The organism is Lysobacter sp. Root494 (genome assembly GCF_001427225.1).
In the GTDB taxonomy this organism is placed as follows: domain Bacteria; phylum Pseudomonadota; class Gammaproteobacteria; order Xanthomonadales; family Xanthomonadaceae; genus Agrilutibacter.
In genome coordinates, this window is the sequence record NZ_LMFH01000005.1 from 1,054,358 (window position 1) to 1,081,083 (window position 26,726).

Here is a 26,726-nt window from a genome sequence, read left to right on the forward strand (position 1 = left end):
GTTAAGCTTGGCGAATGCGTCTGACTCACTGGATCGACGGCGAAGCACGGGAAGCGGCCAGCAGCCGCTGGCTGGAAGTATTCGACCCGGCGAACGCAAAGCCTTTCGCCGAAGTCGCGCGAGGCGATGCCACCGACGTGGAAGCTGCCATCACCGCGGCGCAACGCGCCTTCCCCGGCTGGTCGTCGCTGCCCACCACCGAGCGCGCGCGCTGGCTGGAAAAGCTCGCCGATGCGCTCGAAGCGAAGCTCGAGGATTTCGCCCATGCCGAGTCCCGCGACGGCGGCAAGCCGATCCGGCTCGCGCGTGAAGTCGAGATTCCGCGCGCGGTGTCCAACCTGCGCTTCTTCGCGCATGCCGCCACGCAGTTCGCCAGCGAATCGCACCACGGACAGGCTGGCCTGAATTACACGCTGCGTTCCCCACTCGGCGTGGTGGCAACGATTTCTCCGTGGAACCTGCCGCTGTATCTATTCACGTGGAAGATCGCGCCGGCACTCGCCGCGGGCAACACGGTGGTGGCCAAACCATCGGAGATCACGCCAGTCACGGCGACGATGCTCGGTGAACTCGCCACGCAGATCGGCTTCCCGAAGGGCGTGCTCAACATCGTGCACGGACTCGGCCCCGAGGTCGGCGAACCGCTGGTCACGCACTCGCAGGTCAAGGCGATCTCCTTCACTGGCAGCACGGCAGTCGGCAAACGCATCGCTACGCTGGCCGCGCCGCTGTTGAAGAAGGTGTCGCTGGAACTGGGCGGCAAGAACCCGACCCTCGTGTTCGCCGACAGCAATTGGCGCGCGCAGATGGACACGATCGTGCGCTCCGCCTTCCAGAACAGCGGTCAGATCTGCCTGTGCGGGTCGCGCATCCTCATCGAGCGCCGCATCTACACCGAATTCCGCGACACCCTGGTCGAACGCGCGCTGGCGCTGCGCGTCGGCGATCCGATCGACGAGGACAACAATCTCGGCCCGCTGGTCTCGCAGGCGCACTTCGACAAGGTCACGTCCGCCCTCGTCCGCGCACGCGAAGAAGGCGGGCACGTGCTCTGCGGCGGCGGTGCACTTGAACGCCCGGGCTGGTTCGTCGCACCCACGGTGATCGAAAACCTGGGGCCGGATTGCGCGAGCAATCGCGAAGAGATCTTCGGACCGGTTGCGACGTTGCAACCCTTCGACAACGACGACGAAGCCGTGCAACTGGCGAACGCCGGCGACTACGGCCTGGCGGCTTCGGTATGGACCCGCGACCTCGACCGCGCACACCGCGTCGCCTCGCAGCTTCGCGCCGGGATGGTCTGGATCAACACCTGGCTGATGCGCGACCTGCGTACGCCCTTCGGCGGCACCGGCGCATCGGGCCTCGGCCGCGAAGGCGGCATGGAAGCGATGCGCTTCTTCACCGAACCCAAGAACGTGGGCATCGCCCTCGGCGCTGCACCCACCGGAACCGCGACACGATGACCACGCTCGACGAACTGCTGCGCAACAATCGCGACTGGGCCGAAGCGGTACGCCGCGAGGATCCTGGCTTCTTCAAGCGGCTGTCGCAGCAGCAGGCGCCGAAATACCTGTGGATCGGATGCTCGGATTCGCGCGTGCCGGCGAACCAGATTCTCGGACTCGCCCCGGGCGAAGTCTTTGTCCATCGCAACATCGCCAACGTGATGGTGCATACCGACCTGAACTGCCTGTCGGTGATCCAGTTCGCCGTGGATGTGCTGAAGGTCGAGCACATCCTGGTGGTCGGCCACTACGGCTGCGGCGGCGTGCACGCCGCACTGATGGGTACCCGCGTGGGGCTCGCCGACAACTGGATCCGCCATGTCGGCGACGTGATGCAGAAGCACATGGCGCTCATGGACGAGGTCGAAACCGAATCGATGAAACATGCGCGCCTGTGCGAGCTGAATGCGATCGAACAGGTCGTCAACGTCTGCCAGACCACGATCGTGCAGGACGCGTGGGCACGCGGGCAGCCGCTGTCGGTGCATGGCTGGGTCTACAGCCTGCTCGACGGCCGCGTCCGCAACATGGGCATGGATGTGTCTTCGCCCGAGGATCTGCCGGTTGCCCATGGAACCGCGCTCGCGCGACTGACAGGCAAACGCGGAGACGACGAATGAGCGAAGTCATCCAGGCCGCGAATGCACCCAGGCCCGTCGGCACGTATCCGCATGCGCGCCGCGTCGGCGACCTGTTGTTCCTGTCCGGCATCGGTCCGCGCGATCCGGCCACGAACGAGATCGCCGGCAACGAATACTTCGCCGATGGTCGCGTAAGGAAGTACGACATCGCCGCGCAGACGCGCGCCGTCTTCGCCAACGTGCGCGCGGTGCTGGAAGACAGCGGCGCCCGCTGGGAAGACCTGGTCGACGTGACCGTCTATCTCACCGACATGGCGCGCGACTTCAAGGCTTACAACGCCGTGTGGGGCGAATATTTCCCCCACATCGACAGCGCTCCGTGCCGCACCACGCTCGGCATCACCGCATTGCCGACGCCGATCGCCATCGAGCTCAAATGCACCGCCGTGATCCGCTCCGGTACCGGCAAGGAGTGATCCCATGCTGCCCAATCCAATGAACCTGCAGGCCTGGATCGAAGAACACCGGCATCTGCTGAAGCCACCGGTCGGCAACAAGTGCATCTACGACGGCGACTTCATCGTCATGGTCGTCGGCGGCCCGAACCAGCGCACCGACTATCACTGGGACGAAGGTCCCGAGTGGTTCTACCAGCTCGAAGGCGAAATGGTGTTGCGCATCCAGGAGGACGGACGTGTCCGCGACATCCCGATCAAGGCCGGCGAAATCTTCCTGCTGCCACCGCGCACGCCGCACTCGCCACAGCGCATGCCCGACTCCATCGGCCTGGTGATCGAGCGCAAGCGCCTGCCGCATGAACTCGATGGGCTGATGTGGTTCTGCGAGCGGTGCAACCAGAAGCTGTACGAGGAGTTCTTCCCGCTCGAGAACATCGAGACCGATTTTCCCGCCGTCTTCGACCGCTTCTACTCCTCGCGCGAACACCGGACCTGCCGCAACTGCGGCCACGTGAACCCCGCACCTTCGAAGTACGTCATGGCGGATACCTGATGCGCTGCGCACGAGCCCGCCGATGCTGAAGATCGACACCCACGCCCACTACCTGCCGCGCGACTGGCCAGACCTCGCGCGCAAGTACGGCGACGACCGCTTCCCGGTCATCCACCACACCGAAGACGGCCGCCATCGGATCTACAAGGACGGTAAGTTCTTCCGCGAGATCTGGTCGAAGACATGGGATCCGCAGGAGCGCATGGATGACTACGCGCGCTTCGGCGTGCAGGTGCAGGTGATCAGCACCGTGCCGGTGATGTTCAGCTACTGGGCGAAGCCGCAGCACGCGCTGGAGCTGCACCAGGCGCTCAACGACCACATGGCCGAGGCCTGCCGTGCGTATCCGCGCAACTTCGCGGGTATCGGCACGGTGCCGCTGCAATCGCCGCGACTGGCCGTGCAGGAACTCGAACGCTGCATGGACCAGCTCGGCTTGCAGGGCGTGCAGATCGGTTCGCACGTCAACGACTGGAACCTCGACGCGCCGGAGCTGTTCGAGTTCTTCCAGGCCGCCAGCGACCTGGGCGCGGCGATCCTCGTGCATCCGTGGGACATGATGGGCACGCAGTCGATGCCGAAGTACTGGCTGCCCTGGCTGGTAGGGATGCCGGCCGAACAGTCGCGCGCGGCGTGCTGCCTGGTATTCGGCGGGGTGCTCGAACGCCTGCCGAAGCTGAAGATCTGCCTTGCCCACGGCGGCGGCAGCTTCCCGTACACGATCGGCCGCATCGAACACGGCTTCAACATGCGGCCGGACCTCGTGGCGACCGACAATCCGCGCAATCCGCGCGACTACATCGACCGCTTGTACTTCGACTCCTGGGTCGCCGATCCGCGCGCGCTGCGCTACCTGCTCGATACCTGCGGCGTATCGCGGGTGATGCTCGGCACCGACTATCCGTTCCCGCTCGGCGAGCAGACGCCCGGTGCGGGAATCGAAGCACTGCAGTTGGGCGAGGCGGAACAGGCACGCCTCTATCACGGCACCGCGCTGGAATGGCTGGGCTTGCCGCTGTCCAGGTTTTCGTAGGAGCGCCCTCCGGCGCGACCGCCACCATCCGACTACCGATCGCGCCCAAGGGCGCTCCTACAGGAATCGCCTTGCTGTGACCGATCCGTTCTCTTCCGCGCACGCCGATGCACTGGACGCCGCCGACCCGCTGGGCTGCCTTCGCCACGAATTCCTGATTCCGAAGCACGACGGCCACGACCAGGCCTACTTCGTCGGCAATTCGCTCGGCCTGCAGCCGCGCGGCGCGCGCGCGCATGTCGAGGAAGTATTGGACAAGTGGGCGATGGAAGCCGTCGAAGGCCACTTCACCGGTAGCGCGCAATGGCTGCCGTACCACGAGCTGGTGCGCGAACCGCTGGCGCGCGTCGTCGGTGCGTTGCCGTCCGAAGTCGTGGCCATGAACACGCTGACGGTGAACCTGCACCTGATGATGGTCAGCTTCTACCGTCCCACGCGCGAGCGTCCGGCGATCCTGATCGAAGCCGGTGCGTTTCCGTCCGACCGGCACGCTGTCGCTTCGCAGGTGCGCTTCCACGGTTTCGATCCGGACACCGACCTGATCGAACTGGAAGCCGACGAGCCCAACGGCACCATGTCCATGGCCGCGATCGCACGTGCGATCGAAGCGCACGGCCCGCGCCTCGCGCTGGTGCTCTGGCCCGGCGTGCAGTACCGCACCGGACAGGCCTTCGACCTGAAGGAAATCGCGCGGCTCGCGCATGCGCAGGGCGCCGCGTGCGGCTTCGACCTCGCGCACGGCGTCGGCAATCTCGCGCTGGAACTGCACGACAGCGATGCCGACTTCGCCGTGTGGTGCCACTACAAGTACATGAACTCGGGACCGGGGGCCGTGGGCGGCTGCTTCGTTCACGAACGCCACGCGGGCACCGATCGTCCGCGCTTCGCCGGCTGGTGGGGACACGATGTGTCCACGCGTTTCCGCATGGGGCCGCAGTTCGTGCCCACGCCGGGTGCGGACGGCTGGCAGCTCAGCAATCCGCCGATCCTGTCGCTCGCACCGCTGCGCGCGTCGCTGGAGCTTTACGACAAAGTCGGCATGAAGGCGTTGCGCGAACGCTCGCTGCGCCTGACCGGCTATCTCGAACAACTCATCAATACGCGCCTCGCCGACACCCTGCAGGTCGTCACGCCAGCCGATCCGCGGCAGCGTGGCTGCCAGCTGTCCATTCGCGTCATCGGCGGACGCAACATGACCGGTAGAAGCGCCGGCCGCGCACTGTTCGAATACCTCGCGGCGAACGGCGTGCTCGGCGACTGGCGTGAACCCGACGTAATCCGCATCTCCCCCGCGCCGCTCTACAACACCCACAACGACGTGCTGCGCTTCGCGCAGGCCGTGGAGAACTGGACCCATGGGAGCCGGCATCATGGCTGAGCGTCACATCACGATCGTGGGCGCAGGCCTCGCCGGCGCATTGCTCGCCACGCTGCTCGCGCAACGCGGCTGGACCGTGGACGTCTACGAGAAGCGCAGCGATCCGCGCGTCCAAGGCTACGGCGGTGGCCGTTCGATCAACCTCGCGCTGGCCGAACGCGGGCGTCATGCGCTGCGCCTGGCAGGTGGCGACGACGAGGTGATGGCGCAGGCCGTGATGATGCGCGGCCGCATGGTGCACTTCCTCGACGGCCGCACCGACCTGCAGCGCTACGGCAAGGACGACAGCGAGGTCATCTGGTCGGTGCATCGTGGCGAGCTCAACCTGATCCTGCTCGACATCGCCGAAGACGCGGGTGCGCGCCTGCACTTCCATCGCGGCCTCGCCAGCGCCGACTTCGACGCGCGCATCGCCCGCTTCCGCGACGACCGCGATGGCAGCCTGCACGAAGTCGGCTTCGAGTCGCTGATCGGCGCCGATGGCGCGGGTTCCGCGCTTCGCGCCGCGATGCTGCAGGCGGCCGACCTGGGCGAGCGCACCGAGTTTCTCGGGCATTCGTACAAGGAACTGGAAATTCCGCCCTCGCCCGATGGCGGCTTCAGCATCGAGCCCAACGCCCTGCACATCTGGCCGCGCGGCCGCTACATGTGCATCGCGTTGCCCAACGACGAACACACGTTCACCGTCACGCTGTTCCTGCCGAACGAAGGCGATCCGAGTTTCGCGACGGTGAAGAATGGTGCGGATGCACGCGCCCTCTTCGAACGCGACTTCGCCGATGCGCTGCCGCTGATCCCCAACCTGGAGCACGATTTCGAGCAGAACCCGACGGGGTTGCTGGCCACGCTCTACCTCGACAACTGGCATCTCGACGGACGCGCCGTGCTGCTGGGCGATGCGGCGCACGCGATGGTGCCGTTCCACGGCCAGGGCATGAACTGCGCGTTCGAGGACTGCGTCGCGCTCGCCGACCACCTTGAACGCAACGCGGATCGCGCTGCGGCGTTCGCGGCCTTCCAGGCCGAGCGCCTCCCCAATGCGCGCGCGATCCAGCAGATGGCGCTGGAGAACTACCTCGAGATGCGCGACCGCGTCGATGACGAAGACTACCTGCTGCAGCGCGCGCTCGAACGGCAACTGGCCGAACGCCATCCAGGCCGCTTCGTTCCGCGCTACGCAATGGTGACCTTCCGCCGCTTGCCCTACGCGGTCGCATTCGAGCGCGGCCAGCTCCAGCGCGAGCTGCTGGTCGAACTGACACGCGGCCACGCTTCGCTGGACACGCTGGACTGGGACGCGGTCGATACGCTCGTCCGGGAGCGACTCAGCCTGCTGCCCGCGGAAAACTGACGGACTCGGCGACGCCGCGCCGGCCTCTTCCCCTTCATCAGGTGCCCGGCTCTCATCCGGTGAGACCGGCCCGCGCTATACGGTTGCCAATGCCTGCCAGCTTCCTGTTCTACGACCTCGAAACCTTCGGCGCCGATCCGCGCACCAGCCGCATTGCGCAGTTCGCAGCGATCCGTACGGATACGGAGCTCAACGCAGTCGACGAACCGATCAGCATCTTCGTGCGGCCCGCGGAGGACCTGCTGCCCTCGCCCATGGCCACGCTGATCACCGGCATCGCGCCGCAGCATGCAATGCGCGAAGGCATGAACGAGGCGCAGGCATTCGCAATCATCTTCGACGAGATGGCGCGGCCGGAAACCTGCACGCTGGGCTACAACTCGCTGCGCTTCGACGACGAGTTCGTGCGCCACGGCCTGTTCCGCAACTTCTACGACGCCTACGAACGCGAATGGCGCGGGGGCAATTGCCGCTGGGACCTGCTCGACGTGCTACGCCTCGCGCATGCCCTGCGCCCGGAAGGACTGGTCTGGCCGAAGCGCGAAGATGGTGCGACCTCGTTCAAGCTGGAGCACCTCGCTGAAGCCAACGGCGTGCGCATCGGCGATGCGCACGAGGCACTGTCCGACGTGCGTGCGCTCATCGGACTAGCGCGTAAATTCAGGCAGGCGCAGCCGCGGCTGTGGGAGTACGCGCTGAAGCTGCGCGACAAGCGTTTCGCCGCCAGCCTTATCGATGTCGCGGCGATGACGCCGGTGCTGCATGTTTCGCAGCGTTTCCCGGCTGCCCGACTGTGTTCCGCGCCGGTCGTTCCATTGGCGCGGCATCCGCGCATCGACAACCGGGTGATCGTGTTCGACCTGGAGCAGGATCCCGAAGTACCGCTGCGCCTGTCGCCCGGGGAGATCGCCGACCGGCTGTACACGCCGGCCGCAGACCTGCCCGAAGGCGAGTCGCGCATCGCGCTCAAGGAGATCCACCTCAACAAGTGCCCGGTGCTGGTCGCCTGGGACCATCTGCGCGCACCGGACTTCGAACGTCTCCGCATCGACCCGGTGCAGGTGCAGGCACGTGTGGCGCTGCTGAGGGATGCGGGGCCCGAGCTCGCGGAGAAGGTGCGGCAGGTATTCGCAAGCGAACGCGACCGCACCCCGCCCGACGTCGATGCGTCGTTGTACGACGGCTTCATGGGCGACGGCGACAAGCGCATCTTCGCCGAAGTACGTGCGACACCGCCTCTGGCGCTGGGCGCGAAGGCATTCGGGTTTCGTGATCCGCGCCTGCCGGAGCTGCTGTTCCGCTACCGTGCGCGCAACTGGCCCGAGACGCTGTCGGTCAGCGAACGGGCGCGCTGGAACGATTACCGGCGGCTGCGGCTGCGCGAGGAGCGCGGCTTGTCGGAATACACGTTCGAGACGTTCCGCGCCGAGATCGAGGCCTTGCGCCTGGCGCATGCGGCGGATGGTGGAAGGCAGGTATTGCTCGACCAGCTCGAAGCGTGGGGGCGTGAGGTCGAGGCCAGCCTGGCCTGAACGTGATATGCGCGAAACCACGCGATCGTCATTTCCACACGAATCTCACTGCCGTGAAGCGCCCAGGTAGAACGTGCAAAATGGAAACATGAGTACGTATTTCTCCGACGCCAGCTTCAAGTTCCTGCGCGGTCTAGCCCGCCACAACGACCGCGAATGGTTTCATTCGCACAAGGCGGATTACGAATCGCACGTGCGTGGGCCGTTTCTCCGCCTGCTCGCCGACCTTCAGCCGGCGCTGCGAGAAGTCAGCGAGCACTATCGCGCCGAACCGAAGGGCAACGGCGGCTCGCTGTTCCGCATCCATCGCGATACGCGCTTCGCCAACGACAAATCCCCGTACAAGAACTGGCAGGGCGCGCGGCTGTTCCATGCGCGCAGCAAGCAGGTCGAAGCGCCTGCGTTCTATCTGCACCTGCAACCGGGTAACTGTTTCGTCGCGGCGGGCGTGTGGCATCCCGAGCCGGAAACGCTGCGCCGCATCCGTCATTTCATCATCGACAATCCCGGCAGCTGGAAGGCCGCCGCGCACGGTGCGAAGTTCCGCAAGCGCTTCGACCTCGACGACGACGAAATGCTGGTGCGCATGCCACGCGGTTTTCCGGCCGATTTCGAATTCGCCGATGACCTGCGCCGCCGCAACTTCGCCGCGTTCCGCAGCATCGACGATGCCACCATGACCGGGCCGCGCCTGCGCAAGACACTGGAAGGCGATCTCGCGACCCTCGCGCCCCTGGTGGACTACCTCTGCGCGGCACTCGATCTCGAGTTCTGAAGATGCCAGACGCGCCTTGCACCGCTGGAAAGGCGCATGCAGGCAATCCCTGCGCTGCAGGAGCAGCCGGTCTGGGCGGCCCCGCCTGATCCCGCGCTATCCTTCGGCCAGATCGGCGAGGAGCATGCGCATGAAGAAGTGGCTGGCCCTGATCCTCGTTGCGTTCGTGCTGCTCGCCGGCTGGGTTGCGGCCGGTCCTTTCCTCGCCATCAACGGCATCCGCCAGGCGGTGAAAACGCAGGACGCAGCAGCGTTGTCGGAATACGTCGACTTTCCGGCTGTGCGCACCAGCCTCAAGCAACAGATAGACGACTACGTCGTGCGGCGCGCCGGTGCGGACGTGCAATCCAGCCTGCTCGGTTCGATCGCGCTGCGGCTCGCGAGCGGTGCCACCGATGGCATCGTCGACATGATGGCGACGCCCGCGGGCCTGGCTGCGGTGATGGAAGGGCGCAACTTCTGGCACCGCCTCGGCGGCCAGCGCTCGAGTGGAAACTCCTACGCCACTGCGCCGCCACGTGATCCGCTGGAAGGCGCGAAGTACCGGTACGAGTCGCCGTCGCGCTTCACCGCCACGCTGGACAATGCCGATGGCGATCCGGTGGTGTTCGTGCTGACGCGCGATGGTTTTGCGTGGAAAGTCACCGAGGTACGCCTGCCCCTGGCCGCAATGGTGCCTGGCCGCAGCTAGCCCACTGCATAGAGGCACCGCGTCCAGCGGTCCCTGACTTGGCCTGTTCACGCCGCTCCGTGAGCCCTCACGGCGCGGACACGCCGCGTCCACGCCGCAACCGGCACGCTGTTGAAGTAGTCATGCCGGTCCCCGCATCCCAATGAAAATCGCACAGATCGCGCCTCTCTATGAAGCCGTTCCTCCAAAGCTGTACGGGGGAACGGAACGGATCGTTGCCTACCTTGCCGATGCACTCACCGACCTCGGCCATGACGTCACCCTGTTCGCCTCCGCCGATGCGCGCACGCGTGCGATGCTCGTTCCGGTACGCGACCAGGCCATCCGCCTTGACCCTGCCCCGCTGAAATCCGATCTCGCTGCGCATCTCACGATGCTGCACGAAGTACGTCGCCGTTCGGATGACTTCGACGTCCTGCATTTCCATGTCGACCTGCTGCATTTCCCCATGTTCGAAGACATGGCCGATCGCACCGTGACCACGCTGCATGGCCGCCTCGACCTGAAGGACCTGCCGGGCGCCTACTGGCGCTGGCCGGGTTTCCCGCTCGTTTCGATTTCCGACCACCAGCGCAAACCACTGCGCTTCGCGCGCTGGCTGGGGACGGTACAGCACGGTATTCCTGCTTCGCTGCTTCCTTTCTCGCCACGGCCGGCGGGTGGTTACCTCGCGTTCCTCGGGCGGATCTCGCCGGAGAAGCGGCCGGACCGGGCCATCGCAATCGCGAAGCGTGCGGGAATCCCGCTGAAGATCGCGGCCAAGGTCGACTATGCCGACCGGGCCTACTTCACCAACGAGATCCGTCCGCTGCTCGACGATCCGCTGATCGAGTTCATCGGCGAAATCAACGACCACGACAAGGCGGAATTCCTCGGCAATGCCGTTGCATTGCTCTTTCCCATCGACTGGCCCGAGCCATTCGGACTGGTGATGATCGAGGCGATGGCGTGTGGCACTCCGGTGATCGCCTGGCCGTGCGGCTCGGTGCCCGAAGTCATCGAAGACGGCGTCACCGGCCGCATCGTCGACAGCGAGGAAGCCGCGGCAGCCGCCGTCGAGCAGGTCGCGCACATGGACCGGCGGCGCGTGCGCAGCATCTTCGAGCGCCGCTTCAGCGCGGAAGTCATGGCGCAACGCTACACGGACCTGTACCTGCGGCTGCTCCGCAGCGGCGATGCGAGCCAGTTGTTGACGGCGTAGGCATGGAACCGGTTGCGAGCAATACGCTTTCGACGAGCTACGTCCTGAAGGATGGAGACTGCTTCATCGTCGCCGACGCGATGGGGGATATCGAAGGCGGCAGCGATGGATTCTTCTACAACGACACGCGCCTGCTGTCGTTGTTCCGCCTTCGGCTCGGCGATTCGGTTCCGGCCCTGTTGAGCGCCACCGTAAGCCGCGACAACGTCATGTTCGTCGGGCACCTGACCAACCGGCCGCTGCCGCCGCTGGGGGGAACCCCGGCTGCACAGGGCGTGATCCACCTGCAACGCGAACGTTTCCTGCGCGGCGATCGATTGTACGAACGCATCGCGTGCGCGAACTACGGACAGCACGTGGTCAGGCTGCCGTTGCGGCTTTCGTTCGCCGCGGATTTCCGCGACATGTTCGAAGTACGCGGTACCGTGCGCGCTGCACGCGGCGAGCTCCTTGCCGTGGAATCCGACGCAGGGTCCGTGCATTTCCGTTACCAGGGCCTGGACCAGGCGTTGCGCACTTCGGTGCTCTCGTTTTCGCGCGATCCCACGCAGTTGTCGCAGGACGCCGCGGAATTCACCCTGGATCTGCAGCCGGGCGTTCGCGAGGAGCTGTACCTGGAGTGCGGGATCGACGCGGCGCACCGGCCCTCGTCCGAACGCTTCCGCGACGCCGCGGTGCAGGCACGCGCGACGATGCGCAACCGCCAGCGCCGCACCGGGCGGATCCATAGCGGCGGACCTCTCTTCGATGCGTGGATGGACAAGTCGCGCGCCGATCTCGCGCTGCTCACCAGTGAGCTGGAAACCGGGCCGTATCCGTATGCCGGCATTCCGTGGTTTTCCACGCCGTTCGGTCGTGATGCAGTCATCACCGCATTGCAGACGCTGTGGCTCGATCCGAGCCTCGCGCGTGGCGTGCTCGCGTTTCTCGCGCACCACCAGGCGCAGGAAGAATCCGCGTTCCTCGATGCCGCGCCCGGCAAGATCATGCACGAGACCCGCAAGGGCGAAATGGCGGCGATGCGGGAACTGCCGTTCGGCCGGTATTACGGCGGGGTCGATACCACGCCGTTGTTCATCACGCTTGCGGGCGCCTACGCCGAACGTACCGGCGACCTCGGCTTCATCGAACGCCTCTGGCCGGCGCTGCGCTCAGCCACGGCATGGATCGAGCGCGTTTGCGACGCGAATCGCGACGGTTTCCTCGACTACGCGCGCGCATCCTCGACCGGTCTTGCGAACCAGGGATGGAAGGACAGCCACGACTCCGTGTTCCATGCGGATGGCGGGTTTCCGCCGGGTCCGATTTCGCTGGTCGAAGTGCAGGGTTACGCGTATGCCGCGTTCCGCGCGATGGCGGTCATTGCCAAGCGCCGTAACGATGTCGAGATGGCGTTGCACTGGCAGGGCTGCGCCGAGCGCCTTCGCGAAGCAGTCGAAGATCGCTTCTGGATGAGCGATGCCGGCTTCTACGGCATCGCCGTGGACGGCGCCGGCGAACTCTGCCGCGTACGCGCCAGCAATCCCGGCCACCTGCTGTTCGCGGGACTGCCTAGTAATGACCGCGCGATGCTGGTCAGCGCGCAGCTGCTGACACCCGCCTTCCACACCGGCTGGGGCCTGCGCACGCTGGCATGGGACGAAGTTCGCTATAACCCGATGTCTTACCACAACGGTTCGGTGTGGCCGCACGACACGGCACTGTGCGCCGCGGGGATGGCGCGTTACGGCGACCGTGCGGCAGCGACCCGGTTGCTACGCAACATGTTCGAGGCCGCGATGCATTTCGACCTGCGCCTGCCGGAGCTCTTCTGCGGTTTCCCGCGCGCGCAGGGATCGACACCCGTGGCATATCCGGTCGCATGCCTGCCGCAGGCCTGGGCCGCGGGTTCGCCCTTCATGCTGCTGCAGGCGTGCCTGGGCGTGGAGATCGATGGATGGCGCGGGGAAATCCGCGTCGAACGTCCCGCGTTGCCGCCCGGTATCGACAAGGTTTCGGTACGCAGGATCGCCGTGGACGAGCGCCGTGTGGATCTGTGTTTCGAACGCGTGGGCGACCGCGTGACCGCGCATCTGGAAGGACGCGACCGGGCGACGGTGCCGTTGCGGTTCTTCGGTTGAAAGGCGCGTGCGTAGCGCCGAGCCTGCCCGGCGCGCTCTCGGGGCAGGAATGCGCAGAAGATGCGCTCCCGGTCAGGACACATGGCGCGATCGAAGTCGCGTGATGCGACTGCGGATTTCAGTGGCGGTGGGCCGAGGCCCGCCTCGGTCAGCCTCGATTCGCCACGCCGTGCGGCACATGGCCCGCTGCGACGTGGTCGCGGGCCGACACGATGTTGTGCTCGGAATCGTCGAAGAAGATGTCGGCGCCGAACGCTTCCAGGAACGGTCCCTTCGAGCGTCCACCGAGGAACAGCGCTTCGTCCAGGCGGATGCCCCATTCGCGCAGCGTGCGGATCACACGCTCATGGGCGGGAACCGATCGCGCAGTCACCAGCGCAGTGCGGATCGGCGACGCCTGCCCGGCCGGAAACGCCGCCTGCAGGCGATGCAGCGCATCGAGGAAGCCGCGGAACGGCCCGCCCGACAGCGGTTCGTCCGCGTGCTCGCGTTCGTGCGCGGCGAATGCGGCGAGCCCGCCCTCGCGCGACACGCGCTCCCCTTCGTCATCGAAGATCACCGCGTCACCGTCGAAGGCGATGCGCAGCTGGTCGTGGCGCTGTTGCGCCGCCTTCGCCGGTAACAACGTCGCCGCGGCAATGCCAGCCGCGAGCGCATTGCGCACGTCTTCGGCATGCGTGGACAGGAACAGGTCCGCACCGAACGGACGGATGTACGGATACGGCGCCGCGCCATTGCTGAAAGCCGCGCGCCGGATCGCCAGGCCGTGGTGCGCGATCGAATTGAAGATGCGCAGGCCGGTGTCGGCGGAGTTGCGCGAGATCAGGATGACTTCAACGCGGGGAGCTTCCGGCGGCGCGCCCTCGTTGAGCGCCAGCAGCTTGCGTACCAGCGGGAAGGCAATGCCGGGCTCGAGGATGTCGTCCTCATGCGTGCGCTGGAAATCGGCGTACGCATTGATACCTTCGCGCTCGAACAGCGCGTGGCTGTCCTCCATGTCGAACAGGGTACGCGAGGAAATCGCAACGATCAGCGGGTCGGCATCACGGTCAGGCATGGGGATATTGTGGGGCCTCGCCGTCGCACGCGGTGAGAAAAAACGGCCAGGAACAGAAGCGTGGCGTGCGCTGTGCCCTCGGGCCGCTGGACGAGCGTGGGATCGAGCGCTACGAACCGCCTGTTTCCACTCCACTTCACCCGCTGGTGAACTGCTCCGCGAGAATCCGCTCTTCGAGGTTGTGCTCCGGGTCGAACAGGAGCGTGACCGTGCGATCACGCGACTCGCGGATCGTGACTTCGACGATGTCGCGGACTTCATGCGAATCGGCGGTCGCGCTCACCGGCCGCTTGAACGGGTCCATGACGCGGAAACGGACTTCGGTATCGGCCTTGAGCACGGCGCCGCGCCAGCGGCGCGGACGGAACGCGGCGATCGGCGTCAGCGCGATCACGTTCGCGCCCAGCGGCAGGATCGGTCCGTGCGCGGAGAAGTTGTAGGCAGTGCTGCCTGCGGGCGTCGCCACCAGCACGCCGTCGCAGATCAGTTCGTCGAGGCGCGTTTGGCCGTTGAGGTCGATCGAGAGGTGCGCGGCCTGGCGCGTCTGCCTGAGCAGCGATACTTCGTTGTAGGCGAGCGAACCGACGGTAGCGCCGGATTCCGTCTGCGCCACCATCTCCAGCGGCCGCAGCACGGCAGGTTCGGCGGCGTGGATGCGCCCGATCAGATCCTCGCTGCGCTGGTGGTTCATCATGAAACCGACCGTGCCCAGCTTCATGCCATAGACCGGCTTGGCGAGGCCCGCGTGGCGATGCAGGGTCTGCAGCATGAAGCCGTCGCCACCGAGCGCGACCAGCACGTCCGCTTCTTCGGGCGAATGCTCGCCATAACGTGCGGTCATCTGCGCGAGCGCAAGCTGCGCTTCTTCCGCGGGGCTGGCAAGGAAGGCAAGACGAGGGGTCCCGGTCATCGGCGGCTCCGTTGCGATGGCGCGAGCATAACGCGGGGGCGTGACGTCGCAAGCATTGCGGCCAATGCGGGAGCGCGAATCAACCCCGCTCCCGTTGGGAGAGAGGTACGCGACGACTCAGAAGTTTGTTGCTCTGCACTGCCATCCATGGCGAAACAACCCGGCTTCGGATAGCCCGGGACCGGCCATCCATGGCCGGGCATTCGCGTAGCCGATGCCGACGGGGCATCGGCCAAGCGCGCTAGCTCTCACCCTCGGGATGCGAGCTGCGACAGACGCTGCACGGCCACCGATGCCGTCGGATAATCCAGCGACTTCTGCGCAGCCAGCTCGTTGAGCATCGACAGCGTGAAGCGCAGCGATGCGTCGTCGCGTTGCAGCCAGTTCTGCACCTTCGCGTCCGGGGTAGCACCGGGCATCGACAGCGCCTGCTGCACCAGCGCGCGTTGCTGCGTGGCCAGCTCCTCGCGCAGCACGCCGCGGGCGACGGCATGCCAGCGACCGTCGACTGCGAGGTTCTCGATCTGCGACACCAGCCACGGCAGGTTGAGTGCTTCGCCCAGCCGGAAATGCGTCTTGGCGACTTCGACCACCTTCAGCTTGCGCTCGCGCGCGAGTTCGATGATGTCGCACGCCGGTTCCATGTAAACGAGTGCGGCGAGCTGCAGGGCGAGATCGTTGGGAACGCCCTTCTCCTGCCAGCCGCGCAATGCGGCTTCGTAACCCGGGCGCTGCTGGGGACCGAGGATGTTCTCGCCGGCGCGGATGTCCTTGTAGCCGTCGTAATAGCGGCTGACGGCAGTCGCGATGTCGGGGATCGCACCCGGACGCGACAGCAGCCAGCGCGTGAACGAACGCTGCAGGTTCCAGATCACATTCAAGGCATCGATCTGCACCGACTCGTGGACCTTGCCATCGAGCGCGTCGATCTGCGCCCACAACGCACGCGCATCGAGCGTTTCGCGGGTGATGGTGAATGCCTTGGCGACTTCGCCCGGCGTGCGCCCACTGTCCTCGGTCATGCGCAGGGTGAACGTCGCGCCCATGCGGTTGACCATCGAGTTGGTCACCGCGGTGGCGATGATCTCGCGCTTCAGGCGGTGGCCTTCCATCGACTTCGCGTATTTGTCCTGCAGCGGCTTGGGGAAGTAGCGCACCAGCTCCTTCGAGAGGTACGGATCTTCCGGCACGTCGGATTCGACCAGCTGCTGGAACAGCACGATCTTCGAGTACGACAGCAGGATCGACAGTTCCGGACGGGTCAGGCCCAGTCCGCGCGACTTGCGCTCGGCCAGCTCCGCATCGCTGGGCAGGAATTCGATCTGGCGATCGAGCAGGCCCTGCGATTCCAGCGTGCTGATGAAGTGACGCTTGGAACCCATGCGCGACACGCTCATCCGCTCCATCAGGCTGATCGCCTGGTTCTGGCGGTAGTTGTCGGCGAGCACGAGCTGTGCGACTTCATCGGTCATCGAGGCGAGCAGCTTGTTGCGCGCATCGAAGGTGAGCTTCTTCTTCTGCACCTCGCCGTTGAGCAGGATCTTGATGTTGACCTCGTGGTCCGAGGTGTCCACGCCGGCGGAGTTGTCGATGAAGTCGGTGTTGAGCAGCACGCCGTGCTGCGCGGCTTCGACGCGACCGAGCTGGGTCAGGCCCAGGTTGCCGCCCTCGCCCACCACCTTGCAGCGCAATTCCCGGCCGTCGACACGCAGGCCGTTGTTGGCGCGGTCGCCGACCTGCAGGTTCGTCTCGCTGGCCGCCTTGACGTAGGTGCCGATGCCGCCGTTCCAGAGCAGGTCGACGGGCGCCTTGAGGATGGCGTTCATCAGCTCGTTCGGGCTCATCGCCGTCACGCTGTTGTCGATGCCGAGCGCGGTACGGACTTCGGCCGAAACCGGAATCGACTTGGCCGAACGCGGATACACGCCGCCGCCCTTGCTGACCAGCTTCTTGTCGTAGTCCTCCCACGACGAACGCGGCAGCCTGAACATGCGCTCGCGCTCCTTGAAGGAAGCGGCCGTGTCCGGATTGGGGTCGAGAAAGATGTGGCGATGATCGAATGCCGCCAGCAGGCGGATGTGCTTCGACAGCAGCATGCCGTTGCCGAATACGTCGCCCGACATGTCGCCGATGCCGACGGTGGTGAAGTCTTCCTTCTGGCTGTTGCGCCCCATCGCGCGGAAATGGCGCTTGACCGACTCCCACGCGCCGCGCGCGGTGATGCCCATGCCCTTGTGGTCGTAACCGACCGAACCGCCCGAGGCGAACGCATCGTCGAGCCAGAACTTGTGCGCGGCGGCGATGCCGTTGGCGATGTCGGAAAACGTCGCCGTGCCCTTGTCGGCGGCAACGACGAGATACGGATCGTCGCCGTCATGGCGAACCACATCGGCCGGATGCACGATCCTGCCGTCCGGCGTGATGTTGTCGGTGATGTCGAGCAGGCCGTTGATGAAGCGCTTGTAACAGGCCACGCCTTCGTTGAACCACGCGTCGCGATCCACCGCCGGATTGGGCAGCTGCTTGCAGTAGAAGCCACCCTTCGAGCCGACCGGCACGATCACTGTGTTCTTCACCATCTGCGCCTTCACCAGCCCGAGCACCTCCGTGCGGAAATCCTCGCGGCGATCGGACCAGCGCAGGCCACCACGCGCGACCGGGCCGAAGCGCAGGTGCACGCCTTCGACACGCGGGCCGTAGACGAAGATTTCGCGATATGGACGCGGCTTCGGCAGATCCGGCACCTTGGAGGAGTCGAACTTGAAGCTGACGTAGTCGGCGGGACCACCGTCGGCGCGCAGGCCGTCCTTGTACTGGATGTAATAGCTCGTGCGCAGCGTCGCGTCGATGACGCCAAGGAAGCTGCGGAAGATGCGGTCCTCGTCGAGGCTCGCGACGCGATCGAGCAGTCCCTTGAACGCGCCGCGCGTGACCTCGATCTGCGCGTCACGCTTGCCGGCACGGGCTTCGACCACCGGCAGCACGGCCGCCATCATCGCGCCGTCGTCTCCGGCCAGCGCCGCCAGCTGCTTGCCGAAGCGCTCCATGCCGGCCTTGATCTCGGCCTTGCTCTCGTTGCCGGTGGCCGGATCGAACCTGGCTTCGAACACTTCCACCAGCAGGCGCGCCAGCATCGGATAGCGCGAGAACGTTGCTTCGACGTAGCTCTGCGAGAACGGCACGCCCACCTGCAGCAGGTACTTGCAGTAGCCGCGCAGCATTGCCACCTGACGCCATGAGAGGTTGGCGGCGAGGATCAGGCGGTTGAAACCGTCGTTCTCGACATTGCCGCGCCACATCTGCGCGAAGGCTTCTTCGAAGTTCTCGTCGAGGCTGTCGATGTCCAGTTCGGCGCCGATCGTCTCGACTTCGAAGTCCTGCACATAGAACACCTGGCCGTCGACCGTCAGGCGATACGGATGCTCGGAAATCACCCGCAGGCCCATGTTTTCCATCATCGGCAACGCGTCCGACAGCGGAATGTCGTCGTTGCAGCGATAGAACTTGAAGCGCAGGCCGCCGGTCCCCTTGTGGGCACGATGCAGGCTCAGGCGCAGGTCGTCGGAACCCGACAGCGCCGCAAGATTGGCGATGTCCGCCGCGGCCGCTTCCGCGCCCACTTCTTCGATGTAGCCGGTCGGCAGCGCACGTCCGTAACGGTTCGCCAGCGCGAGTCCTTCCTGCTCGCCGTGGCGGGCGACCAGTTGCTCGCGCAGGTCGTCCTGCCAGTTGCGGATGATGCGGGCGATGCCGGCTTCGATCGCGGCGTTGTCGACTTCCACTACGTCGCCCGACTTCGGACGAACGACGAGGTGCAGCTGCGCCAGCGGCGATTCGCTGAGAAGGACGTTCGCATCGACGTATTCGCCGTGCAGCATTTCCCTGAGCATCGTTTCGATGCGGCGGCGCACGTCGGTGTTGAAACGGTCGCGCGGAATGTAGACCAGGCCGGAGAAGAAGCGGCCGTAACGGTCGCGGCGCAGGAACAGCTTGCTGCGCACGCGTTCCTGCAGGCCGAGGATGCCGGTGCTGGTCCGCAGCAGTTCCTCGCCGGTGGACTGGAACAACTCGTCGCGCGGCAGCGTTTCCAGGATATGGCGCAGTGCCTTGCCGCTATGGCTGTTGGGCGTCAGGCCCGACTGCCGCATCACGTAGTCATGGCGCTGGCGCACGAGCGGGATGTCCCATGGACGGCGGTTGTACGCGCTCGAGGTGTACAGGCCGACGAAGCGCTGCTCGCGCACGGCCTTGCCCTTCGCATCGAAGGCGAGGACGCCGATGTAATCCATGTAGCCCGGACGATGCACGGTGGAACGCGCATTCGTCTTGGTGAGGATCAGCGCGTCGGGGCCGTTCTTCCGGTTGACGCTGTGCGCCGGCAGCGACTTCACCGAACGCGGCCTGCCCGAATCATGGCCGCGCATCAGGCCGAGGCCGGTGCCTTCGACTGCGCGCAGGACTTCGTCGTCGCCCTGCTTCACCACTTCGTATTCGCGATAGCCGAGGAAGGTGAAGTGGTTGTCGGCCGCCCAGCGCAGGAATTCCTGCGATTCGTGGCGCGCATCGGGATCGGCGGGAAACTTGCGCGAACCCAGGTCGTCGGCGACCTGCAGCATCCGATCGCGCATCTGGCTCCAGTCGCGCACGATCGCGCGCACGTCGGCGAGCGCGGATTCGACCACCTTCCTGATCCTGGGCATCTCTTCGACCGACTGGCGATCGATTTCCAGATGCATCAGCGATTCCGGGGTGCCGCCGCCAACAGCCACGAGCTTGCCGGCCTTGTCGCGCTGGAAGGTGACGACCGGATGGCCCAGCACGTGCACGCCAATGCCCTGCTCGGCGAGCGCCATTGTCACGGTATCGACAAGGAACGGCATGTCGTCGTTGGCGATCTGCAACACGGTGTGCGCGGATTCCCAGCCGTGGCTCTTGATCGTGGAGTTGAACAGGCGCACCAGCGCCGTGCCCGGTTTGCGCGCGCGGGCGAAGTCGAGGAAGTCGACCGCGAGCGCGGCCCATCCATCGGCGCTGTGTTGCGGCAACTCGTCTTCGCTCATGCGGGCGTAGAACGCCCGGATGAAGGCTTCGCCTTCGGCATGGCGCGCCTTCGGCAGGCGCTTGCGCATTGCGGCAAGGATGGGCTCGAGCGAAACGTTCTGGCTCTCGGGGGCAGGAGCCGGCTTGGACGTAGATGCGGCGGCAGGTTTGGCGGTCGCCTTGCTGGCGGCCTTGCGCGGAGCTTTGGGTGCGGTGCTCATGGCAACGTGGGAATCCGATCCGTTAATTGGGGTTAGTGCAAATACGCAAGAAGCGGGGCGATGCAATCAGGCCCGCGTCGCCGCGGGCCCTTTGGAGCAGGAGTTTCAGCGCAACCCGGTTTCGTTGCGCGCGATCACCAGGCGCTGGATCTCGCTGGTGCCTTCGTAGATTTCGGTGATCTTGGCGTCGCGGAAGTAGCGTTCCAGCGGCATTTCCTTCGAATAACCCATGCCGCCGTGGATCTGCACGGCCTGGTGGGTGATCCACATCGCGGCTTCCGAAGCGGTGAGCTTGGCAATGGCAGCCTCATTGCTGAAACGGGCGCCACCCTTGTCGAATTCGCCCTTCTGCCAGGCCGCGCGCAGCGTGAGCAGCGTGGCCGCGTCGAGCTTGCACTTCATGTCGGCGATCTTCGCCTGCGTCATCTGGAAAGTGCCGATCGGCGCACCGAAAGCCTTGCGCTCTTTGACGTATTCGATCGTCCTTTCGTAGGCAGCCCGTGCGATGCCGATCGCCTGCGAGGCGATGCCGATGCGGCCGGCGTCGAGCACGCCCATGGCGATCTTGAAGCCCTCGCCTTCCTTGCCCAGCACTTCGTCGGGCTGGACGACGTAATCGGCGAATTCGATCTCGCACGTAGCCGAGGCACGGATGCCGAGCTTGGGCTCGGTCTTGCCACGATGGAAACCTTCACGGGCGGCGTCGATCACGAACGCGGTAATGCCGCGCGCGCCCAGTTCCGGGTTGGTGATCGCGAACAGCACGATGTACTTGGCAACCGGTCCGGACGTGATCCAGCTCTTCTTGCCGTTGACGAAGAAGGTGCCGTCGGCCTGCTTCACCGCCTTGCAGCGCATCGCGGTGGCATCGGAGCCCGACTGCGGCTCGGTCAGCGCAAAAGCGCCAATTTCCCGGCCTTCGGCGATCGCACGTACGTACTTCTGCTTCTGGTCTTCGTTGCCGAATTTCAGGATGCCGTTGCAGAACAGCGAGTTGTTGACCGACATGATCGTCGAGTGCGCGGCATCGCCAGCGGCGATCTCGATCATCGCGAGCACGTAGCTGATCGGGTCCATGCCGGCGCCGCCGTATTCGGCCGGTACTTCTATCCCCATCAGACCGTTCTCACCGAGCGTCCGGATGTTCTCCAGCGGGAACTCGCCGGTCTGGTCGTGGTGCTCGGCGCTCGGCGCGATCTTCTCCTGCGCGATGCGGCGCGCCACGTCCTGGATCATCAACTGCTCTTCGGTGAAACGGAAATCCACGTCAGTACCCTTAAGTGACTCGGCGAAGACGCGAATTGTAGCCCTCGCAGGGAAATAACCCTACCTTTTGCGGGCCGTTGTCTTGACCGATGGAGCGCCCCGGCCCACACTTATCGCTATATCGCGATAGGTCGATAAAAGGGTATTCCATGGATCTCGAAGGCTGGTCCTCGCGCCTCAAGGTGTTCGCCGACGCGACGCGCGTGCGGCTGCTCGCGCTGCTCGAACGCGAGGAACTCACAGTCGCCGAGTTGTCGGCGATCACGCGGCTCGCGCAGCCGCGTGTTTCGACGCACCTGTCGAAGTTGAAGGAAGCCGGTCTCGTGCGCGATCGCCGCTCCGGCGTTTCGGCGTATTACCGCTTCGATGAAGCCGCGCTCGATTCGGCACAACTCGCGTTGTGGCAGACATTGCGCGAAGGCAGCGACGATCCACTGCTGCGCCAGGATCGCGATCGCGTCGCCGCAGTGCTCGCCGCACGCGCCGGCGAGCAGAACTGGGCCGATTCGGTCGCGGGCGACATGGAGCGTCACTACTCGCCGGGCCGCACCTGGGAAGCCTTGGCGCGTTCCGCACTGCCCTTGCTCGAACCCGGTGACGTGCTCGACATCGCATCGGGCGACGGTGTGCTCGCGGAACTGCTCGCTCCGCATTCGAACCGTTACGTATGCCTGGATTCGAGCACCAAGGTCGTTCTCGCTGCGTCCGAGCGCCTGCGCCGGCTCGAGAACGTCGAAGTGCGCGAAGGCGATATGCACATGCTTCCGTTCTCCACCGCGCAGTTCGACCTCGTGGTGCTGATGCACGCACTCACCTATTCCGAACATCCCGCGCAGGCGGTGGGCGAAGCGGCACGCGTGCTTCGTCCCGGCGGCCGCCTGCTGCTGACCAGCCTGGCCAGGCACGAACATCGGCAGACGGTGGAAGCCTTCGGTCACGTCAATCTCGGCTTCGCCGAAAAAGAGCTGCAGAAGTTCGTAGCCAAGGCTGGCCTGGATCTCATCAGCAGCCAGACCGTTACTCGCGAACGCCGTCCGCCGCACTTCGAAGTCGTCACGCTGATGGCGCACAAGGCATCCGAAACCCCTTCCGCAGCACGCAAGAAAGCATCCAGATGAATACGCTTCCCTGGCTCCATCCCGACCGCGTCGAAGCGCTGCAGCGCGAGCTGCGCGAGCGCATCCTCATCATCGATGGCGCGATGGGCACGATGATCCAGCAGTACGAACTGCAGGAATCGGACTACCGCGGCACCCGCTTCGCCGACGGTTACGACGGCCATCACACGGCGGGCGACCACGCCCACGGCGAAGGTTGCGGCTGCGCGCGCGACCAGCGCGGCAACAACGACCTGCTGAGCCTGACGCGGCCCGAAATCATCCGCGAGATCCACGCGCAATACCTCGAAGCCGGCGCGGACCTGATCGAAACCAATACCTTCAATTCAACGACGATTTCGCTGGAGGACTACAAACTCCAGCACCTCGCCCGCGAACTCAACGAAACCGGCGCGCGCCTCGCGCGTGAAGCTTGCGATGCGATCGAAGCGAAGGATCCCTCCAGGCCGCGCTTCGTCATCGGCGTACTGGGCCCCACCAGCCGCACCGCGTCGCTAAGTCCCGACGTGAACCGCCCCGGCTTCCGTGCAATCAGCTTCGACGAACTGCGCGTGGCCTACCGCGAAGCCGCCGAGGGCCTGATCGACGGCGGCGCCGACGTGCTCATGGTCGAAACCATTTTCGACACGCTCAATGCGAAGGCAGCACTCTTTGCGATCGAAGAAGTTTTCGAAGCGCGCGGCGCGCGGCTGCCGGTGATGATCTCCGGCACCATCACCGATGCTTCCGGCCGCACCCTGTCGGGGCAGACCGCCGAAGCATTCTGGTACTCGTTGCGCCACGCACAACCGCTGTCGATCGGCCTGAACTGCGCGCTCGGCGCCAAGGACCTGCGTGCGCACGTCGACGTCCTTGCCCAGGTTGCCGATACGTACGTCAGCGCGCATCCGAACGCCGGCCTGCCCAATGCCTTCGGTGGTTACGACGAAACGCCAGAAGACATGGCTTCGATGTTGCGTGAGTTCGCACGGGCGGGACTGCTCAATCTCGTCGGAGGCTGTTGCGGCACGACACCGGCGCACATCGCAGCGATCGCGGAAGCAGTAGCGGACGTTGCGCCGCGTGAAGTTCCACGCCTGGAAGCAGCCGCCTGATGTCGCAGCTGCTTCCCCGCCAGACCCGGCTCAGTGGCCTCGAGCCGCTGCAGATCACTCCGCAGAGCAACTTCGTCAATGTCGGCGAACGCACCAACGTCACCGGTTCGGCGCAGTTCAAGAAGCTGATCCTCGAAGGCCGCTTCGATGAAGCCGTTGTCGTCGCGCGCCAGCAGGTCGAAAACGGCGCGCAGGTCATCGACGTCAACATGGACGAGGGCATGCTCGATTCCGAGCAGGCGATGATGACCTTCCTCAACCTGATGGCGGCCGAGCCGGACATCGCCCGCATTCCGGTGATGGTCGACAGTTCCAAATGGAGCGTGATCGAAGCCGGCCTGAAGTGCCTCCAGGGCAAAGGCATCGTCAACTCGATCTCGATGAAGGAAGGCGAAGCGGAGTTCCTGCGCCAGGCCCGTCTGGTACGGCGTTACGGCGCCGCGGTCGTGGTGATGGCGTTCGACGAACAGGGCCAAGCCGATACGGTCGAGCGCAAGGTCGAAATCTGCTCGCGTGCGTACAAACTGCTGACCGAAGAGATCGGCTTTCCGCCGGAAGACATCATCTTCGACCCCAACGTGTTCGCGATCGCCACCGGCATCGATGAGCACAACGATTACGCGGTCGCCTTCATCGAGGCCTGCCGCGAACTGAAGCGTCGCCACCCCTTCAGCCATATTTCCGGGGGCGTATCGAACGTTTCGTTCTCCTTCCGCGGCAACGAGCCGGTGCGGCAGGCGATCCACGTCGTCTTCCTCTACCACGCGATCCGCGCCGGCATGGACATGGGCATCGTCAACGCCGGCGCCCTGCCCCTGTACGATGATCTTGATCCGGAACTGCGCGAGCGCGTTGAAGACGTGGTGCTGAACCGCCGCGACGACGCGACTGAGCGTTTGCTGGAAATCGCCGACCGTTTCAAGGGGAAAAAAGGCGAGAAGAAGGTCGAAGACCTTGCGTGGCGCAGCAAGCCGGTGCGCGAGCGCCTGGCACATTCGCTGGTGCACGGCATCGACCTGTACATCGAAACGGACACCGAGGAAGCGCGCACGCTATCGACGCGCCCGCTCGACGTGATCGAAGGTCCGCTGATGGACGGCATGAACGTCGTGGGCGATCTGTTCGGCGCCGGCAAGATGTTCCTGCCCCAGGTGGTGAAGTCGGCGCGCGTGATGAAGAAGGCCGTGGCTTACCTCCTGCCCTACATCGAGGCCGAGAAGCTGCGCACCGGCGACGTGGGCAAGACCAACGGCCGCATCGTGATGGCGACGGTCAAGGGCGACGTGCACGACATCGGCAAGAACATCGTCGGCGTGGTGCTCGCGTGCAACAACTTCGAGGTGATCGACCTCGGCGTAATGGTGCCGGCACAGGTCATCCTCGATCGTGCCAAGGCCGAAAACGCCGATCTGATCGGACTCTCCGGACTGATCACGCCATCGCTGGAGGAAATGAGCCACGTCGCCCGCGAAATGCAGCGACAGGGTTTCGTTGTCCCGCTGCTGATCGGCGGAGCAACTACGTCCCGCGCGCACACCGCCCTCAAGATTGACCCGCATTACAAGGCGCCAACCGTGTGGGTAAAGGACGCATCGCGAGCCGTTGGCGTGGCGCAGTCGCTGATCAGCGCTGACCTGCGTGCTCCCTTCGTCGCGGCCAACGATGCGGATTACGCGGAGATCCGCGAACGCCACAAGCATCGTGGCGATGGCAAGCGCCTGGTGCCGCTGCAAAAGGCGCGCGGCCAGAAATTCCAGTTCGATTGGGCGAACTACGCGCCCCCCACTCCGGCACAGCCCGGGCTGCACGTCCTGGATGACTATCCACTGGCGGAGCTGGTCGATTACATCGACTGGACGCCGTTCTTCAATACCTGGGAACTTGCAGGCAAGTACCCGGCGATCCTCACCGACCCCGTGGTCGGCACACAGGCGAGCGAGCTCTATCGCGATGCGCGCGCGATGCTGCAGAAGATCGTGTCCGGGAAGTGGCTGAAGGCGAGCGCAGTATTCGCGCTGTGGCCTGCCAATTCGACCGGCGATGACGTTGTCGTCGATGTCGATGGCAAGCAGGAAATGCTTTGCTTCCTGCGCCAGCAGGCCGACAAGCCAGCCGAGCGCCCCGACTTCTGCCTCGCCGATTTCGTCGCCCCGAGGGACTCGGGCCGCCAGGACTGGATCGGTGGCTTCGCCGTCACCGCGGGCATCGGCATCGAAGAGCATGTAGCGCGCTTCGAAGCCGACCAAGACGACTACAACGCGATCCTGCTCAAGTCGCTCGCCGATCGCCTGGCCGAAGCTTTCGCCGAACGCCTGCACCAGCGCGTGCGCCGGGAATTCTGGGGTTACGCCTCGGATGAAACGCTCGACAACGATTCGCTCATCGACGAGAAGTACCGCGGCATCCGCCCGGCGCCCGGCTACCCCGCCTGCCCCGAGCACAGCGAGAAGGCAACGTTGTTCCGCCTGCTCGACGCCGAACGCAACGCGGGCGTCAGGCTCACCGAAAGCTTCGCGATGTATCCGGCGGCAGCCGTATCCGGCTATTACTTCAGCCATCCGCAGAGCCAGTATTTCGTCGTGGGCCGCGTGTCGAAGGAGCAGGTCGAGGACTACGCGCGACGCAAGGGCGTCAGTGTTGCCCAGGCCGAACGTTGGCTGGCCTCGAACCTGGACTACGACCCGGAGTAATCGATCCCACGTCGATGCTACTGGCGCGCGGCGGCGCGGATAGAACCGTCGCAGGCGCTTCTGGTCGCGGCGCGGTCGAGGACTATGCGCGACGCAAGGGCGTCAGTGTTGCCCAGGCCGAACGTTGGCTGGCCTCGAACCTGGACTAC

The 26,726-nt window shown here is 65.3% G+C and carries 19 protein-coding genes; 15 read left to right on the forward strand and 4 right to left on the reverse strand.

Annotation, left to right across the window (positions count from 1 at the left end):
- Positions 1-14: 14 nt before the first annotated feature.
- The 12 genes from ASD14_RS08085 to ASD14_RS08140 all read left to right on the forward strand — a co-directional run bounded on the left by ASD14_RS08085 (position 15) and on the right by ASD14_RS08140 (position 13,181).
- The gene (locus ASD14_RS08085; protein WP_056131432.1) at positions 15-1,466 is read left to right on the forward strand and encodes an aldehyde dehydrogenase; all 1,452 of its coding nucleotides are present in this window, start codon (positions 15-17) and stop codon (positions 1,464-1,466) included.
- Positions 1,463-2,128 (forward strand): carbonate dehydratase, encoded by a 666-nt coding sequence (gene can, locus ASD14_RS08090; RefSeq protein WP_056131435.1) that lies wholly within the window; start codon positions 1,463-1,465, stop codon positions 2,126-2,128. The genes ASD14_RS08085 and can overlap by 4 nt, the downstream gene beginning before the upstream one ends.
- Positions 2,125-2,565, forward strand: coding sequence for a RidA family protein (locus tag ASD14_RS08095; protein ID WP_056131439.1), 441 nt, complete (start codon positions 2,125-2,127; stop codon positions 2,563-2,565). The genes can and ASD14_RS08095 overlap by 4 nt, the downstream gene beginning before the upstream one ends.
- Positions 2,566-2,569: 4 nt before the next feature.
- On the forward strand, positions 2,570-3,100 hold the full coding sequence (locus ASD14_RS08100; RefSeq protein WP_056131443.1) for a 3-hydroxyanthranilate 3,4-dioxygenase: 531 nt from the start codon (positions 2,570-2,572) through the stop codon (positions 3,098-3,100).
- A 22-nt stretch (positions 3,101-3,122) separates the two neighbouring features.
- Positions 3,123-4,133: an amidohydrolase family protein gene (locus tag ASD14_RS08105; protein ID WP_056131446.1), complete on the forward strand. Its 1,011-nt coding sequence runs from the start codon at positions 3,123-3,125 to the stop codon at positions 4,131-4,133.
- Positions 4,134-4,209: 76 nt separating this feature from the next.
- On the forward strand, positions 4,210-5,511 hold the full coding sequence (gene kynU, locus ASD14_RS08110) for a kynureninase (RefSeq protein ID WP_056131449.1): 1,302 nt from the start codon (positions 4,210-4,212) through the stop codon (positions 5,509-5,511).
- Positions 5,504-6,862, forward strand: a complete 1,359-nt coding sequence (locus ASD14_RS08115) for an NAD(P)/FAD-dependent oxidoreductase (RefSeq protein WP_235565336.1) — start codon at positions 5,504-5,506, stop codon at positions 6,860-6,862. The genes kynU and ASD14_RS08115 overlap by 8 nt, the downstream gene beginning before the upstream one ends.
- Positions 6,863-6,951: 89 nt before the next feature.
- A complete protein-coding gene (gene sbcB / locus ASD14_RS08120) occupies positions 6,952-8,394 on the forward strand; it encodes an exodeoxyribonuclease I (RefSeq protein WP_056131455.1) in 1,443 nt (480 codons plus the stop codon).
- An 88-nt stretch (positions 8,395-8,482) separates the two neighbouring features.
- Positions 8,483-9,169, forward strand: a complete 687-nt coding sequence (locus ASD14_RS08125) for a DUF2461 domain-containing protein (RefSeq protein WP_056131459.1) — start codon at positions 8,483-8,485, stop codon at positions 9,167-9,169.
- Between the two features lie 130 nt (positions 9,170-9,299).
- Positions 9,300-9,860 carry a DUF2939 domain-containing protein gene (locus tag ASD14_RS08130; RefSeq protein WP_056132344.1) on the forward strand — a complete coding sequence of 187 codons (561 nt, stop codon included), beginning with the start codon at positions 9,300-9,302 and terminating at the stop codon, positions 9,858-9,860.
- Between the two features lie 142 nt (positions 9,861-10,002).
- Complete coding sequence (locus ASD14_RS08135; RefSeq protein WP_056131462.1) at positions 10,003-11,061, forward strand: glycosyltransferase family 4 protein; 1,059 nt, start codon at positions 10,003-10,005, stop codon at positions 11,059-11,061.
- Positions 11,062-11,063: 2 nt separating this feature from the next.
- Positions 11,064-13,181: an amylo-alpha-1,6-glucosidase gene (locus ASD14_RS08140; RefSeq protein WP_056131465.1), complete on the forward strand. Its 2,118-nt coding sequence runs from the start codon at positions 11,064-11,066 to the stop codon at positions 13,179-13,181.
- A gap of 148 nt (positions 13,182-13,329) precedes the next feature.
- Here the strand turns inward: ASD14_RS08140 and ASD14_RS08145 are convergent, their stop codons facing one another.
- From ASD14_RS08145 to ASD14_RS08160, 4 genes are all read right to left on the reverse strand, one after another.
- A complete protein-coding gene (locus tag ASD14_RS08145) occupies positions 13,330-14,238 on the reverse strand; it encodes a 5'-nucleotidase (RefSeq protein ID WP_056131468.1) in 909 nt (302 codons plus the stop codon).
- A 136-nt stretch (positions 14,239-14,374) separates the two neighbouring features.
- Entirely contained in the window at positions 14,375-15,148 is a 774-nt protein-coding gene (locus ASD14_RS08150; RefSeq protein WP_056131472.1) for an NAD kinase, read from the reverse strand.
- A gap of 248 nt (positions 15,149-15,396) precedes the next feature.
- Positions 15,397-20,409, reverse strand: a complete 5,013-nt coding sequence (locus tag ASD14_RS08155) for an NAD-glutamate dehydrogenase domain-containing protein (RefSeq protein WP_056131475.1) — start codon at positions 20,407-20,409, stop codon at positions 15,397-15,399.
- 105 nt (positions 20,410-20,514) lie between these two features.
- Positions 20,515-21,711 (reverse strand): acyl-CoA dehydrogenase family protein, encoded by a 1,197-nt coding sequence (locus tag ASD14_RS08160; protein ID WP_343123459.1) that lies wholly within the window; start codon positions 21,709-21,711, stop codon positions 20,515-20,517.
- A 113-nt stretch (positions 21,712-21,824) separates the two neighbouring features.
- Here ASD14_RS08160 and ASD14_RS08165 point away from each other — a divergent pair, with 113 nt between their 5' ends.
- The 3 genes from ASD14_RS08165 to metH are packed head-to-tail and all read left to right on the forward strand — an operon-like array spanning position 21,825 to position 26,577.
- Positions 21,825-22,793 carry a metalloregulator ArsR/SmtB family transcription factor gene (locus ASD14_RS08165; protein ID WP_056131480.1) on the forward strand — a complete coding sequence of 323 codons (969 nt, stop codon included), beginning with the start codon at positions 21,825-21,827 and terminating at the stop codon, positions 22,791-22,793.
- A complete protein-coding gene (locus ASD14_RS08170) occupies positions 22,790-23,887 on the forward strand; it encodes a homocysteine S-methyltransferase family protein (protein WP_056131483.1) in 1,098 nt (365 codons plus the stop codon). Before ASD14_RS08165 ends, ASD14_RS08170 begins: the two co-directional genes overlap by 4 nt.
- Positions 23,887-26,577 (forward strand): methionine synthase, encoded by a 2,691-nt coding sequence (metH, locus tag ASD14_RS08175; protein ID WP_056131485.1) that lies wholly within the window; start codon positions 23,887-23,889, stop codon positions 26,575-26,577. Before ASD14_RS08170 ends, metH begins: the two co-directional genes overlap by 1 nt.
- Positions 26,578-26,726 lie beyond the last annotated feature (149 nt).